General features: G+C 57.0%; 15 protein-coding genes and 1 tRNA gene. 3 read left to right on the top strand and 13 right to left on the bottom strand.

Going from position 1 to position 15,083, the window contains the following annotated elements:
• Positions 1–431: 431 nt before the first annotated feature.
• The 6 genes from HY868_24795 to HY868_24820 all read right to left on the bottom strand — a co-directional run bounded on the left by HY868_24795 (position 432) and on the right by HY868_24820 (position 4,861).
• Positions 432–1,364 (bottom strand): hypothetical protein, encoded by a 933-nt coding sequence (locus HY868_24795; protein MBI5305372.1) that lies wholly within the window; start codon positions 1,362–1,364, stop codon positions 432–434.
• Positions 1,365–1,457: 93 nt separating this feature from the next.
• Positions 1,458–1,922: a PaaI family thioesterase gene (locus HY868_24800; GenBank protein MBI5305373.1), complete on the bottom strand. Its 465-nt coding sequence runs from the start codon at positions 1,920–1,922 to the stop codon at positions 1,458–1,460.
• 5 nt (positions 1,923–1,927) lie between these two features.
• Positions 1,928–2,671, bottom strand: coding sequence for a PHP domain-containing protein (locus tag HY868_24805; GenBank protein ID MBI5305374.1), 744 nt, complete (start codon positions 2,669–2,671; stop codon positions 1,928–1,930).
• A gap of 80 nt (positions 2,672–2,751) precedes the next feature.
• Positions 2,752–3,612: a hypothetical protein gene (locus HY868_24810; protein MBI5305375.1), complete on the bottom strand. Its 861-nt coding sequence runs from the start codon at positions 3,610–3,612 to the stop codon at positions 2,752–2,754.
• A gap of 3 nt (positions 3,613–3,615) precedes the next feature.
• Complete coding sequence (locus HY868_24815; protein ID MBI5305376.1) at positions 3,616–4,545, bottom strand: lysophospholipid acyltransferase family protein; 930 nt, start codon at positions 4,543–4,545, stop codon at positions 3,616–3,618.
• Positions 4,546–4,567: 22 nt separating this feature from the next.
• Positions 4,568–4,861, bottom strand: a complete 294-nt coding sequence (locus HY868_24820) for a winged helix-turn-helix transcriptional regulator (protein MBI5305377.1) — start codon at positions 4,859–4,861, stop codon at positions 4,568–4,570.
• A 214-nt stretch (positions 4,862–5,075) separates the two neighbouring features.
• Between HY868_24820 and nfi the strand changes: the two genes are divergently transcribed.
• From nfi to HY868_24835, 3 genes are all read left to right on the top strand, one after another.
• Positions 5,076–5,774 (top strand): deoxyribonuclease V, encoded by a 699-nt coding sequence (gene nfi / locus HY868_24825; protein MBI5305378.1) that lies wholly within the window; start codon positions 5,076–5,078, stop codon positions 5,772–5,774.
• Positions 5,774–6,532 carry an NAD-dependent deacylase gene (locus tag HY868_24830; GenBank protein ID MBI5305379.1) on the top strand — a complete coding sequence of 253 codons (759 nt, stop codon included), beginning with the start codon at positions 5,774–5,776 and terminating at the stop codon, positions 6,530–6,532. Before nfi ends, HY868_24830 begins: the two co-directional genes overlap by 1 nt.
• Positions 6,533–6,611: 79 nt before the next feature.
• A tRNA-Arg gene (locus tag HY868_24835) sits at positions 6,612–6,688 on the top strand.
• A gap of 86 nt (positions 6,689–6,774) precedes the next feature.
• Here the strand turns inward: HY868_24835 and HY868_24840 are convergent.
• From HY868_24840 to HY868_24870, 7 genes are all read right to left on the bottom strand, one after another.
• Positions 6,775–7,587 carry a dienelactone hydrolase family protein gene (locus HY868_24840; GenBank protein ID MBI5305380.1) on the bottom strand — a complete coding sequence of 271 codons (813 nt, stop codon included), beginning with the start codon at positions 7,585–7,587 and terminating at the stop codon, positions 6,775–6,777.
• A gap of 148 nt (positions 7,588–7,735) precedes the next feature.
• A complete protein-coding gene (locus HY868_24845) occupies positions 7,736–8,743 on the bottom strand; it encodes an ABC transporter ATP-binding protein (GenBank protein ID MBI5305381.1) in 1,008 nt (335 codons plus the stop codon).
• Positions 8,740–9,708: an ABC transporter ATP-binding protein gene (locus HY868_24850; protein MBI5305382.1), complete on the bottom strand. Its 969-nt coding sequence runs from the start codon at positions 9,706–9,708 to the stop codon at positions 8,740–8,742. Before HY868_24850 ends, HY868_24845 begins: the two co-directional genes overlap by 4 nt.
• Positions 9,709–9,787: 79 nt before the next feature.
• Complete coding sequence (locus HY868_24855) at positions 9,788–10,801, bottom strand: ABC transporter permease (protein MBI5305383.1); 1,014 nt, start codon at positions 10,799–10,801, stop codon at positions 9,788–9,790.
• Positions 10,802–10,999: 198 nt separating this feature from the next.
• Positions 11,000–12,148: an ABC transporter permease gene (locus HY868_24860; GenBank protein MBI5305384.1), complete on the bottom strand. Its 1,149-nt coding sequence runs from the start codon at positions 12,146–12,148 to the stop codon at positions 11,000–11,002.
• A gap of 63 nt (positions 12,149–12,211) precedes the next feature.
• Complete coding sequence (locus HY868_24865) at positions 12,212–14,248, bottom strand: ABC transporter substrate-binding protein (protein ID MBI5305385.1); 2,037 nt, start codon at positions 14,246–14,248, stop codon at positions 12,212–12,214.
• Between the two features lie 243 nt (positions 14,249–14,491).
• Positions 14,492–14,833: a hypothetical protein gene (locus HY868_24870; protein MBI5305386.1), complete on the bottom strand. Its 342-nt coding sequence runs from the start codon at positions 14,831–14,833 to the stop codon at positions 14,492–14,494.
• Positions 14,834–15,083: the final 250 nt, after the last annotated feature.

The following is a 15,083-nucleotide window of genomic DNA, read 5'->3' on the forward strand; positions in this document are numbered from 1 at the left end:
GTTTCTTCGCCTTGCTGGTATGCCGCACGGATTTGTTCGTCAGTAGGTAATGGGGACGGTGTCATTGTCTACAGTATGCCTGATGAATGTATGCTTTGCAATACAAGAGTCGTCCAAGTTTGGTTATGCCTGAGCAGTTACTGTCAATGAATACTATCATTTTTGCCTCGTCGTAATTCGCACCAAGTTCATGTTCAACTCTCTTTTCGCTTAAAATTCTGGCACAATCGTAAATTCCAGTGTCACAAAATGCCCTGAAAATAGGCGTTTTCCCCATACTGTCCCGGAGGACACCGCTGGACATGCAGAATCTCTTGGTCCGGTAGTGTTCGCGAGATGTCGAAGTACCATTTCTGGGCGAAGAACGGGTCGAAAACGGCTCAAATCTCGGAATGTGCCGGAAATTTAAGCGAAAAGGCAGTTCAATGCTACTATTCTAATCTCCCGTACGCTCTCAACATCGTCAGCATCTCTAGTGTCAAGTGCCCGCGCCATTCGAGTTTCGCTTGTTCCCACGCCTCGGGATACGCGCCGGACCACATCCAGGTTGGCTCCCAGGTTCCTTCAGCGGTTTGATTCTCAATCGCAAAATCTAAATTCGTTTGCAAATCGTCCCAGATCAAATCACTGCCAAACGTTTGCGGCGTCGGCGCAATCTTGAGCGGGTTGAGCGAGTACGCACTCCATTTTGCTGGGTCGCGCACGACGACTGTCGGAATCGCCGCGCGGATGCGCGCGACGAGACGCGCGTGATACTCACGCGGCAACTTTTCTTCTTCTGCGAGAATGATCGCGTACTCCAAGTCGCTTCCACCGCCGCCACCCAGCACCGAAACTTTTTCGATGTACGTGACCGCCGCGCGTGTCAGCGCGTCGAGCCAATCGCGCGGCACGGCAGCCACAAAATGCCACAGTGACGCGAGTATCAGCACGCGCGGGATGATGCGGAACTCGTCGAATGTGCGTGCGAGACTGCCGTTCTCGTCGTGCCACCATGGCGCATGCGGAAAATTGTTCGCGTCAGGCGGAACGACGCGCCAAACCTGGGTCTGCGGATTGAACGTGGCGCGCAAGTACGCCAACGCTTGGCGCACCATCGGATGACTCGCATCGCAGCCCAGCTCGACGAGCGAATGCAACGCGATGCCGGTTGCGAGCGCGGACGAACTCGGCGCGCGCGAGTCCGGTTCGAGCGCGTGACCGAATCCGCCATCCGCGTTTTGAAAGCGCGCCAACTCGGCGATGACGTTTTCGACTGTGCCGTTTTCAAAACGGTACTCGAACATGGTTCGCTCAAGTGGGCGTGCGCGCGTTTTGAGGAATTGTCGCGCGCGTTCAAATTCTTCGCGAGATAATTGTTTCATCTAGCATTTCTCATTTCACCACTGAGAACACGGAGAGCATAGAGAAAAAATAAAATGCTCTGTGTCCTCTGTGTGCTCTGTGGTGAAAAATTCTCATCTGAATGTTTCCGGCATCTGCACCGCGACGACCTGCCCACGCGCGCACACCTCGCCGTTCGCGGAGAGCGTCGCGTCAATCACGATCTTGCGTCCCTTGATTTCCTTCACCGTTCCGCGCACGACGAGCGGCACGCCCAGCGGCGTTGGGCGCAAATAATCTACGTGCAACGACGCGGTGACGAAACGAAACGGCGGCTCGGTGTCCATCGCGCGATTCTCGGCGCGATACATTGCGGCGGCGGCGGTGCCCGTGCCGTGACAATCAATCAACGACGCGATGAGTCCGCCGTACACGTAACCTGGGATCGCGGTGTGGTACGACTTGGGCATAAACTCGCACACACTCTCGTCACCATCCCAATAACTCTTGATCTGATGCCCGTGTTCGTTCAGACGACCGCAACCGTAACAATGTGCAAGAGTGTCCGGGTAGAAATCCTGGAATGCCTTTTCCCCCATTTCCCTTATTTCCCTTGTTTCCCATTTAACGCGCGCCGAACATGCTTCGCCGGCAACTTGACCAAGCTCTGCAACATTTGCGCGGGACCGATACGCGCGAGTTGTTTGATTTCTTCAGTCGTCCAGTAATGTCCGTCCACGCTCGTCTCGTTGTTGTGAATCGCGCGCAACAAATCTTGCGCGGTCGTGCCGGGATAATTCGTGACCGCGGTGCCAATCGTTTCCTTGATGTGTGAGTCGCTGCCGCCGGTCTCCGGCAACTTGAGCACGCGCGCGTTGATCTCGCGTACCTGTTGCGCGACGACGCGTCCGGCAAGCGACGGGTTCATCGTTTCGAATCCATCAAAGTACACTTCGTCGTGCGGGTTGCGATGAATTCGCATCAAGCCGTTGCGCCCAATCGAGCGAATGAGCCACGACATCGGATGCGGCGCAATGACGATGCCGCCTTGCTCGTGCACCTGCGCGATGGTTTTGTCGAGCGCCATCAACGATTTCACTGGTTGGTCGAGACCCAGGACGAGCAAGTGACCTTCGATGGTCGTGACTTCCATCCCGGTCAATACCTGGAAACGATAATTGCGCCGCGCGGCAAGATTGCGCGCTTCGTCCGCCCCATCGAACATATCGTGATCGGTGATGGCAATCACGTCGAGAGCGGTTTTATTCTCGACGAAATCGAATACTTGTTGGACGGATGCCATCCCATCGCTGTGCGTTGTGTGAATGTGAATGTCGGCTTTACCCATAATAGTTCGTTCGTGCGATGGTGCGATAGTGCGATAGTGCGGCAAAAACTATCGCACTATTCAACTATTGCACTATTGCACTACCAGATTTTTTGAAACATCAACCACTGATCGGGATAGTGACGAATGTAGCGTTCCATCACCGCAGCGAGTCGTTGCGTGCCGGCTTGAATGTCGCCGCGCGCATCGCCGGTGCGTTCAAAAACGAGCGGCGGTTCGAGGATGACGAGCGAACGATTGTCGGCTTGGCGAATCGAAAAACCGATGATGACCGGTACGCCAAACTTGAGTGCCAATTGCACCGCGCCGTCCGGCATTTGCGTCGGCTTGCCGAAGAATTGCACGATGGGACCGGTCTTTGTAATATCGCGATCATACGCCAGCCCGGCGATGCCGCCTTCCTTGAGCACCTTGATCAGCGCGCGCGGTGCGACATCGAGCGGTGCCATTTCGATGCCCTGGCTTTTTCGCAAGCCGAGCACGTACTGAAACAGTTTTTCGGGACCGAAGCGTTCGTTGGGTACGACGACCTTGACATTGAGATACACCGCGGTGAGCTGGATCACCATGTCCCACGCGCCGAAATGCCCCGACCCGGCGATGACGCCCTTGCCTTGCTTGATCGCATTTTCGAGGTAGGCGAGTCCGTCCACGCGAAAGAGTTGACGCTGAATTGTCTCGCGGGTCAAGCCGTGGTTGCGGAATAAATCAAAATAATTTTTAATTAAATTCTGAAACCCGCGCCGCGCGACGCTGTGTACCTGATCGTCGGTCGCGCCATCGCCGAGAATCGTTCGCACGTTGAACAAGTACGTCGGCTGTTTGTGCGCGCCGAATAAAAACCAAACATTGCCGACGAACGCGCACAATGCGTACCCGATGCGCGCGGGAATGTGTGGGGCAAGCAAACCAGCGAATCGGAAGAGATAGTATTTGAGCATAGGTCACGATTTGTTCGCGCTGAGCGACGCATTTTTGATTTGTTCGAGACGCTTGGCGTCCATGTTCCACATCGGACGGAACACGTACCACTGTTCGGGATGTTCGCGGATGAACACTTCCATCTGCCGCGCGATTTGTTGCATCGTCATTTGCATGACTTGACGGCGTTCTCCAATCGCCTTGACCACGATTGGCTCGTTCGTGTGAATGTACATGTGCGCGTCGTCCGCGACGAACACGTGACCGACGATAATCGCCGCGCCGGTGAGGAGCGCCATCTGGGCGGGACCGGCGGGAAAATCGGTGGATGCGCCGAAGAACGTCACCGGCACGGTGGTGATATCAAAATGATGCGTGACGCCGAAATCGAGGAGGAATGCGGTCATCTCGTTGCGTTTGAGTGCCTGGAGGATTTTGCGCGGCGCGCTGTCGTAGGGAAATAGGTGAACCCCGCGCGCAGCGCGAATCTTGGTGAGGTAATCCATTAGTTGCGCCGGACGCAACGATTCGGCGACGAGCGTAAAAGGTTTGAATCGCATCGCCATGACCGCGCTGGGTAAATCGGTGTTGCCAAAGTGCGCGCTGACGACGATCGCGCCTTTGCCGGGCGCGAGCGCGGTTTCGAAATGTGCCGGTGAGACAATCGTCACGCGCGCGTCCAACTGGGCGGCAGTCATGCTGGGATAGATCATCACATCACGCAGTTGCCGCGCGAAATTTTTGAACGCGCCGCGCGCGACGCGTTGCACGGCGGGATCCTCCGCGGGCTTGCCGAGGACACGCGCAAAGTTTTCTTCGGCGACGCGGCGGCGCAGTGGCATCGCATAGTACGCCGCTTCGCCCATCGCGCCAGCCAGCCAAAAGGATACGCGGTGCGGGGTCAGCGCAATCAAAAACATCCCGAGTCGCCATAACCAGTATAACACAATCACAGGCGCACACTCCTCGAGTCCATCATCGGGGGATGAGTAAATCGAACTGACGCGCGTACGTGTCGAGCCGCGCGCGGTCGAGCGAGCAATGGACTTCGCGCCCATTGCGTTGCGTCTTGACCAGCCCGGTTTGTTTGAGCCGATGCAAATGCCACGAGACGAGCGGCTGACTCAGACGCAAGCCGCGCGCTAACTCGGAGACGGTGGCATCGCGCCGCGCCAGTTGCGCGAGGATGCGCAGGCGCGCCCCGTCCGCCAGGATGCGGTAATAGTCGCGTAATTCTTTTAGTCCGCGCAAGTCCGTTTCGATTCGCATGATTTTGAAATTGGAGATTGGAAGTTGGAGGTTGGAGGTTGGACATTGGAGACTAGAAAGTAGAAGGTGGACCTGTGCCTAACTTCCAACTTCCAATTACTAATTTCCAACCTCCAATCTCCAATTCCCGACACATAAACAACGATTTATATATTACCCAAAAGCAATGTTTTGTCAATCAGTCGAGAACCCGGTATAATCGAATTGAGCGACTATGCAATTACCCGCGATGCCGCGCTGGGATGTGGTCCCGGCGGAAGCGATGCGAATTCAGCACGACCTTGCCGCGCGCGTGATCGAACGCGACGCGGTGGACGAGGCGCGCTTGCTCGCGGGTGTGGATGTCGGATTCGAGGGCGAAGGGAATCGCATCGCGCGCGCGGCGGTCGTCGTTCTGCGCGCGACTGATCTCGCGCCGGTGGATTACGCGATCGCGCGCGTGCCGGTTGCGTTTCCGTACATCCCAGGGTTGCTCGCGTTCCGTGAATTGCCGGTCATCTGGCGCGCGCTCGCCGAGTTGCAGACGACGCCGGATGTGATCGTCGTGGATGGACAGGGACGCGCGCATCCACGTCGCTTGGGCATCGCGTCGCACCTGGGTGTGCTACTCGATGTGCCGACGATTGGTTGCGCGAAATCTATTCTGTGCGGCAAGGCGGACGCGCCGCAAGAGGCGCGCGGCGCGTGGTCGCCGCTCGTGGATCGTGGTGAGACCATCGGCGCGGCGTTGCGTACGCGCGTGGGCGCATCGCCGGTGTACGTGAGCGTGGGGCATCGCGTGACGTTGCCACGCGCGATTGAGTTGGTTCTGCAGTGTTGCAAATCCTATCGTCTGCCCGAAACGACGCGCTGGGCGCATCGCGTCGCGGGCGGCGAGCCCATTGTCGTGCAAACACAAGAGAGATTGCTCTGATGCCAAATGATCAGAAAATTCTTCAAGCCGCGCGGCTACTTATTCACGCCAAGCGCGTCGTCGCGTTGACCGGCGCGGGAATCTCGACGCCGTCGGGTGTGCCGGATTTTCGCAGTCCCGGTTCCGGTTTGTGGAAACGCGCCGACCCGATGGAAGTCGCATCGTTCTGGGGTTTTAACGCGCACCCCGATAGTTTTTACGAATGGTTCAAACCGCTGGTCGAATTGATCGTCCGCGCGCAGCCGAATTCCGCGCACCATGCGCTCGCCGAACTCGAAGCGATGGGAAAACTCCGCGCGGTCATCACACAGAACATTGATGATCTGCATCAACGCGCGGGCAGTAAACGCGTGTTGCAAGTGCACGGTCATTTGCGCCAAGCGACGTGCATTCGTTGCATGTATCAAACCGATGCGCGACCGCTTATCGAAGAATTTCTCGCGCGGGGACGCGCGCCGCAGTGTGAACAGTGCGGCGGACCGATGAAGCCGGACGTGGTGTTGTTCGGCGAAATGTTGCCGGTGCGCGTGATGTTCGAAGCGGAGCAGGAATCGCGGCAGTGCGATGTGATGATCGTGGCAGGGTCGTCGCTAGAGGTCGCGCCCGCCGGCGATTTGCCGCTCTTCGCGAAAAAGCAGGGCGCGCAGCTCATCGTCGTCAACCGAACGCCGACGATTGCGGACGCGCACGCCCAGGTCGTTCTGCGCGAAGATGTCGCCGTTGCGTTACCTAAGATTGTCGCGGCGGTGAAGAAATGATCGGGCTGGGATGAGGTTGGCAAATCGCGGAACGAGAATTGACAATCGGGATGCTGTGGGATATTATACTGGCGAGTTTGCCCCCGTAGCTCAATAGGACAGAGCACCTGCCTTCTAAGCAGTCGGTTGCGAGTTCGAGTCTCGCCAGGGGCACCACGTTTTAGGGCGTTCAGTTGAACGCTCTTTTTTTATCTGCGGGTCACGCGAATCTTGCTATTTATTCGCGTGACTCGCGGATTGTTTTATCGCAATCCCAGTTTCTGGGTCAGCCACGCGAGGCGTTCTTGCGTGGCTTGTTCGTTCAAGCCGTGTCCCGCGTCGTACCAGCGCAACTCTTTGGGTTCGCGCGCCGCGTCAAAAAATTCCTGGGCGCGCTCCTTCGGTACGTGTGGATCGTTTGTCGCGAATTGGAACAGCACCGGCGCGGGTGCGAGGCGCGCAATGTGCGTGATCGGATCGTAGGGTATCATGCTCGCGATGAATCGCTCGCGTGCGTCGCCTTCGAGTTTGGGATAGTACAAGTACCAATCCGGAAAACGTGGCGTGCCCGCCATCAACACGTAATGCGACGGACGTGGATCAACACTCCCCATCAACGCGCCGTACATCGCGCCGAAATCGTGACCGACGTACGCGAATCGCCGCGCGTCCACGTTCGCTTGTGCAGGCAGTAAATCCATCGCGGCGCGTAACTCGACGACTTGACGCGTCGAGTTTTCGATGTCGTCCGCTTGCGTGCGTTTCAAAAACCAATCACGATCCGACCACATCGTTTCGACGAGGAGCGACGCCGCGCCGCGTTGCGCGAGCGCGACCGCGTCATTCACAAACTGGGTGCGGTTCGAGTCGAGCGATTCGGGTTCGTACCAGTGCACGAACAAAATCGCGGCGTGCGGCGCATCATCCACCGGCGCGATGAAATGCGCGACGCGGCGATAGCCGAATGGCGTCGCGAAACTGAACAAACGACGCGTGATGTTTCCTTCGGTGCGCGTGCCGATCTCACGAATGTCGCGCGACGCGTGGCGATCGTACTCGAACGAGGGTGCGGGCATGGTGTGCCTCCGAAAAAGTAGGGCAAGTTGGAAACTTGTGTTATGGGTGGTTGCAAAAAAAATCGGGCGCGGTTTTGGATTGCGTCCGATTATAAATCGAGTTGGTGTGCGCGGCAAACGGGCGAGCGAGCCGCTCGCCGCTACATGTTCAGACGCGATGACACGCGACGAAATGTTCGCTGCCCTTGTCCGTCAATGGCGGATGATCGTTCGCGCGGCACATTTCGTTCGCGCGCGGACAACGATCATAAAAACGACAACGCGGCGCGGGATCAATCGGCGCGGCGATGCCGCCCTGGATGTCGGCGGGTTGGCGTTTCAAGCGCGGGTCGGGGACGGGCACGGACGCGAGCAATGCCTGGGTGTACGGATGCTGGGGATGACTCAACAGTTCCTCGGTCTCGGCAAGCTCGACGATCTTGCCGAGGTACATCACCGCAATGCGATGACACATATAGCGCGCGACCGCGAGATCGTGCGTGATGTACAAATACGTTACGTCCATTCGCCGCGCGAGGTCGAGCATCAAGTGCATGATGCCGGTACGAATCGAAACGTCGAGCATCGAGGTCGGCTCGTCTGCGACGACGAAGGTCGGTTGCACGACGAGCGCGCGCGCGATCGCGACGCGTTGGCGTTGTCCGCCGGAAAGTTCGTGCGGAAATCGAAACAGAAACGACGACGGCGGTGCGAGTCCGACGAGCGCGAGCAATTCCGCGACCAACTCTTCGCGTTCGGTCAATATGCCGATGTTCTGCACGACGAGCGGCTCGGCGACGGTGTCGTAGATCGTGAGGCGCGGATTCATGGATTCGTACGGGTCTTGGAAAATCATTTGCACTTGGCGGCGAAACGATTTCATCCCCGCGCCTTTCAGCGGTGCAACATCCATGCGACCGCCGTTCGAGCCGAGATAAATGTGCCCGTTTGTTGGCTCGATGAGTTTCACCAACAATTTGCCGGTCGTCGTTTTGCCGCACCCCGACTCGCCGACGAGACCTAGACTTTCGCCGCGCCCGATGTGAAAACTCACATCGTCAACCGCGTGAATAAAATTCCGCGCGCGCGCGAACAATCCCTTGCTCACCGGATAATATTTTTGCAATCGTTCGACTGTAACGAGTGGCAGAGTAGTGGTTGTCATTTCATCCTTCATCCTTCAATAGGATGCCAGCACGCGGCGTTGTGACGCGAGCCATAGTCCTGGAAGGCGGGTGTTTCGTAGCGGCACTGATTGGTCGCGCGCGGACAGCGCGGGTGAAAGCGACAACCGGATGGCGGATGCAGTAGATCGGGCGGCTCACCCGGAAGTGTGGTCAACATGCGCTTGGGTCCGGTGATGCTGGGGAACGCGGACATCAACGCGTGCGTGTACGGGTGCAGTGGTCGTTCGAAAATGTCGGTCGTGTCCGCCATCTCGACGAGGCGTCCCGCGTACATCACGCCCATTCGATTGCTCACCTCGGCAATGACCGCGATGTCGTGCGAAATGTAAATCATGCCCATCCCCAGATTTTTCTGAATCGTGCACATTTCGCGCAACAATTTGTCTTGCACGATCACATCGAGCGCGGTCGTCGGTTCGTCGGCGATGATGACATCGGGATTGCATGACAGCGCCATCGCGATGACCGCGCGTTGGCGCATTCCGCCGGAGTACTCGTGCGGGTAACGATCCATTAATTTTGGGTCGAGTCCGACGACGCGAAACAATTCTGCAACGCGTTCGCGTGCCTGCGTGTGTGTCATCGCCTCGACGTGCGTGTCGAGTGCCTCGACGATTTGATCGCCGACGCGATACACTGGGTCGAGCGCGTTCATCGCGGCTTGGAATACCATCGCGATGCGTCGCCAACGAATCGGTTGCATTTCGGTTTCGGAGAGTGGGACGAGATTCGTGCCGCCGAGCGAAATGCTTCCGTTCAAAATATGCGCGTTCTCCGGCAACAGTTTCAACAGCGTCGTCGCAATCGAGGTCTTGCCGCATCCCGATTCGCCGACGAGTCCGAGCGCGTCGCCTTCGCTCAATTCGAACGACACATCGTCCACCGCCGAGACGTTGCCCTTGCGCGTCGAATAGTGCATCGTGAGATTTTGGACGGAGAGGATTGGTCGAGTCATTGTAACTCCAGGGTTCAAAGTTCAGTATTCCGTATTCAGTTTGCTGGACAACTGAATACTGAATTCTGGATGCTGAGTACTATCTCTTCCTCAAGCGCGGATTCACCACCTCATCCAACGCGCGACCGACAAGATAAAATGCGGAGCACAAGAACGTGATGGATGCGCCGGCGGGGACGAGGAGCCACCAGTATTCGATGCCACTCAAAAGATAGCCCGCGCTTTGCGCGGTGAAAATCATGATGCCCCACGACATTCGAATGTTGAGCAGACCAAAGAACGATAGCGTCGCTTCGGAAAAAATCGCGGCGGTGACGCTGAACATCATGTACAGAAATGAAAGGGGCAACAGGTTCGGCAGAATGTGTGTCATGATGATGTGGCGATGGCTACCGCCGGCGACGCGCGCGGCTTCGACGAAGGGACGGACGCGAATTGCCATCGCTTGCGATTTGATGATGATGGTCGTGCCGCCAAAGCCGGAGAGAATGCCGATCACCAACGCGAGTTGCAGCATATCGGGGTTGAACAACGCGCTCATCACGATCAACAACGAAATTGTTGGCGTCATGATGATGAGGTCGGCAACGCGCATGAAAATCGCGTCAATGATGCCGCCGTAGTACGCCGACACCGCGCCGATTGTCGTCGCAATCGTCACCGTGATTAGCGCGGCGAGCAGACCCAGGACGAATTCGTTGCGCGTGCTGTACATCAGTTGACTCAACACATCACGTCCCAGCGGATCGGTACCGAGCAAGTGGCGCGCGTTTGGCGGCGCGGGTTGTTGCGTCTGTTCGTACGCATAGCCGGTGATCGGATCGTACGTGCGAACGTCCCACACGGTCGCCATCAAAATCGGATGCGCGATTGCCATCACGCTGAACAGCAAGATGATCGCAAAACCCAGCAAGCCGATGCGATTCTCGGCAAAGATGCGCGCGTTGGCGGTGAGACTCTTGCCCACAAGTTCCGCGCGCACGCGCCACAACGGTTTCTGGCGCGCCTTGGCGAGATCGCCTTTGAGCGCGGCGACCTGCTCGCCGAGGATGCGGTTGACTTTGGTTTGAGGCAGTGCCTCGATTTCTGGCATAAGTGTCTCCGATGGAATCTTGGTGCGGGCGGGGCGTTCGCCGCCGCGTGGTTCTTACCCTCGCGGTCTTGAAGCGAATGCCTCGCCCCGACGTCGGCGATCCTTGCCCTCTCCCCCGTGCCGACCACGGGAGAGAGGTTGGGGATTACAGGAGGGAAAAGGGCTTGCGCTGTGCGGGCGAGCCGCGCGCGCTACAAATCACGCGTATCGAATGCGCGGGTCGAGGTACGCGTACAAAATATCCGCGACCAAATGCGCGGTCAGCGCGAGCGTGCCGCCAAAGATCAGCCCGCCAATCGCAAGCGGAATATCCTTTTGCGTCACCGCGCCGATCAAGGTCAGCCCCATGCCGGGCCACGAGAAAATCGTTTCGGTGATGACGCCGCCGTCAATCGCGAGCGCGAGACTGAACACGAAACTCGTCACGACCGGCAACATCGCGTTGCGCGCGGCGTGTTTGTCACGCACGACGCGGTCGGGCAGACCTTTGGCGCGCGCCGCCATGATGAAATCTTCGCGCAAGGTTTCGAGCATACTGTTGCGCGTCAGCAACATCGAGCCGGCAAACGACACGGTCGCGAGCGTAATGATCGGCAAAATCAAGTGATGCGCGATGTCGAGCGCAAAGCGCGCTTGTGGCAATGTTGCCCAAACACCGAGCGCGATCGCGCACACGCCGAGTACGCCGACCCAACGCGCCCACGCGCGTCGCGCGACCGGCAGCCGGCGCGAGGTGAGGACGATTCCCAGGACTGCCGCGACGACGACGAACACGGTCGTCAGCATTTGCCCGAACACGACCTCGGAATTAAGCGGCGAGGTACGCCACAAAACAGGGTCGAGAAATTTGCCGATAGGGAACCAGCCCAGGATAAAGGCAAAGAACCAAATCATCATCAAGCCGAACCAGGGCAGAAAAATCGTGTACAGCGTGACGCCGCCAATCGTCGCGACGTACTCGGTTAGTTTGCCGCGTCGCCAGGCGAGAATCTTGCCCAGCGTAAAACCGATCGTGAACGCGAGCGTCGTCGAAGCGAGAAACAGAATCAACGTGCGCGGCGCGCGTTCGGCGATGATTTCGCTCACGAGGCGCGGATAGTTTGAAAACGAAATGCCGAGATTGCCGGTAAAAAAATTCCGCAGGTAGATGAAATATTGTTCGTGGATTGGTTTGTCCAAGCCCATCGAAGACGCGATGGCTTGACGTTGCTCCGCCGTCATATTCGGGTCAATGAACTGACCGACGAAACTGCCTGGTTGCGCGTTCAGCAGAAAAAAGATGAGCGTGAGAAAAGTAAAAAACGTAAACGCGATTTGCGCGAGTCGAATGCCGATGTATTTGAGCATGAACCACTCCTACTCCCTCCCTCACCCTCCCCCGTCAAAGACGGGGGAGGGAAGGGGTGGGGGTTACTTGATCGAAATCGTTGCGTGCGGCATACCGTTCAGGAACTGGATGCCGTTCATCAACTCGGTGTACGGGAATTGCAGATTCGTGCGATAGGTCTCGATGATGCCCGTATCAAAGAGCACAATGTACGGCAGTTCGGTTGCCAGGACCTCTTGCAATTTGAACGCGACCTTTTGGCATTCCTTCGCGTCCTGGCATTCAAACAACTGGTCGGCGAGTTTGTCATACTCGGGATTGTTGTAGCCGCCCGCGTTGTTGTCGCCCGGTCCGGCAAAGCGCGAGTGATGGAACGTGTTCAACCCGGTCGGGAAGATATCGAGCGTCCAACCCAGGATGTACATGTCGAGTTTCTTGTCATAGTCTGGGTCTTGGTAAACGCGCGTAATGATGTCGTTGAAACCGATCAACTCGGCTTTGAGCGGGACGCCCAGTTCGTTCGCGTATCGCTCGATCCAGATGCCGAATGTGGAGCGAAGCGGATCGTACCCCGCGCTCGGCGCGATCATCGTGAGGTTTGGCACCGGCTTGCCATCGGGCATGATGAGGCGACCGCCCGGCGCAACGCGCACGCCGTCCTTGTCCCAGGTCGGTTTCTTGCCGCCTTCCCATTTGTAGCCGGCTTTTTCGAGCACTTCGATTGCTTTGGTGAGACGTTGTTCGGTTGTCATCCCTTTGCCGATCTTGGGCACATCGGGATTGAACCAGAACGCGTTCGCTTCGGCGACTTCGGTATAGACGGGGAACGCGACGCCTTGCAGAATCGTTTTTGTGATAAACTCTTTGTCAATCATGTACGCCATGGCTTGGCGAAACGCAATGTCGTTCATCGGCGGCTTGCGAACGTTGAATGCCATATAGCGGAATCCGTTTGTCGGGTTCGTGACGACATCGAGACCTTTTTGTCCTTGCACTTGATCCATCAACCCGCGCGACAAGCCGAGCGAGTTGAGCATGTAATCAATCTCGCCCTTTTTCAGCGCGAGGACTGCGGCATCCTGCGTACCGTAAATCGTAAAGACCGCGCTCGTCATCGTCGGACCTTGCTTGTAATCCACGACCTTGTCGCCGGTCGGGTCGCCTTGTTTGTACGAGTAGCTGCCCTTGGATTCGGTGTACGCGCCGTTCTTGTAAACGGTCTTTTGCACATCCTTGAACCACGAGTCCGCGTATGCTTTGTTCTCCGCAAACGCGCCTTTTTCCCATTTGACGAAGGTGAACGAACCCAGGAGCGGTTCGGCTTGCGGCGAGTGATTCAACAGAATTGTGCGCGCATCATTCAACGCTTTGGTGTACGCGTCCTTGTTGTTCTTGTCCGCGTTGGCGAGTGGCTTTTTCGCGTCCGCGACGACTGGCGCCCAGTACGCTTCAGACATGACTGCGCCTTGCGCCGCGCCCCATTCCCACTTGGCTAACCCAGGGGCTTTTTTCCAAATGTACTTGATCGTGTAATTGTCAACCGCTTGTACTTTTTCGAGATACTCGCGGTCGTAGGTGGACGCCATCGGACCGGTCAATTGTAGTTCAATCGCGGTGTTCGCGGTGAACGCAAAATCTTTCGCGGTCAATTCCTTGCCATCGCTCCACTTGACGCCTTGCTTGATCTTGGTCGTGATCGTCCACATGTCGCCCTCTTTGACGCGTGGCGCGTTCAAATCCACGGCGAGTTCGGGCACTAGGTCGAAACGTTTGTCGTTCTTGTTGTAGAGGAACGAGCGTTGCGGCGCCATGATGTAGCGTTGCCACACCGAGTTGTTCGGACCTTGGTACGACCAATAATTCGTCGTCTTGATATCCGAGAACACGCCGATGCGGTACGGCACGGCTTGTGCTTGCGCCGGCGCGGGCGCGGCGGCTTTGGTTGCCGGGGGCGGCGTCGCGGTCACAACTTTTTCGACGACTCGTTCGACGACCTGGGGTGTGCCGCCGATCACGACCGTCTCTTTGACGATTTGAGGCGCGGGCGGCGCGCTGGTCGCGCACGCGACGACGAGCGCGCAGAGCGCGATCAAACCGGCAAACAAAATAAATTTTCGCATGGGGATTCTCCTCCTTGGAATGCCTGCATTTTTTCACTGCGTCAGTCGAATCGCGTTGTGCAGAACCATCACCTCCTTGTGCATGATTTTCCCTACCGACGTAATTTACAATTCGCGTGTTGCAATTGTATGTCCTGGGTGTGGTAAGCTTGCAATGCGGTGTTACGGATTTGAAACACGCGGAAAAATAAAAACTCCGGTAGCCGTGAGACTATCGGAGCGGATTCGCTTGGGCTGGGTCGGTTATCGCGCGCGCGACTGTGCGCCGATCCACATCAGCAGACCGGCGAGCAACAAGGTGAGATTGGATACGCCGATCAACCGATAAAAACTGGGAACGCCCAGCATGTATACACCGATGGGAAGGAAGGAGAGGACGGCAACAAGCGCGACCAGGAGAGGGCGCGCCGAGATTACCCCGCCAAGACCGACGATGCACAGGAGGATCATCGCGCCAGAGACGAGCCAGGTTTGATCGGTAATGCCGGTTTCGCCAAACGGGTTTACGAAAATCAGACTGGTCCACAGCGCGATGGCTAGGACAACGGCAAGTGCGCCGATCACTTTTCCGGTTTTCAACATCATTGATTGCGCTCCGCGTTGACGGATCGAACAAGTTCTAATGAAAAATTATCGCGCACACGCGCCAAAAAGGTGTTATAGTTAGAATAGAACAATAGTTCGATTAGATGAAATCAAGAGAGGAGGCGCGGTGCTTGTGATGTGTTCTGGATAGTTTGGCAATGTCAGATTAGCCATAGAGAACATAGAGGGCATAGAGAACTCTTCGTTTTCTTCTCTATGTTCTCTATGACCTCTATGGCAAAGAAGAATG

The organism is Chloroflexota bacterium, assembly GCA_016219275.1.
Lineage (GTDB): Bacteria > Chloroflexota > Anaerolineae > UBA4142 > UBA4142 > JACRBM01.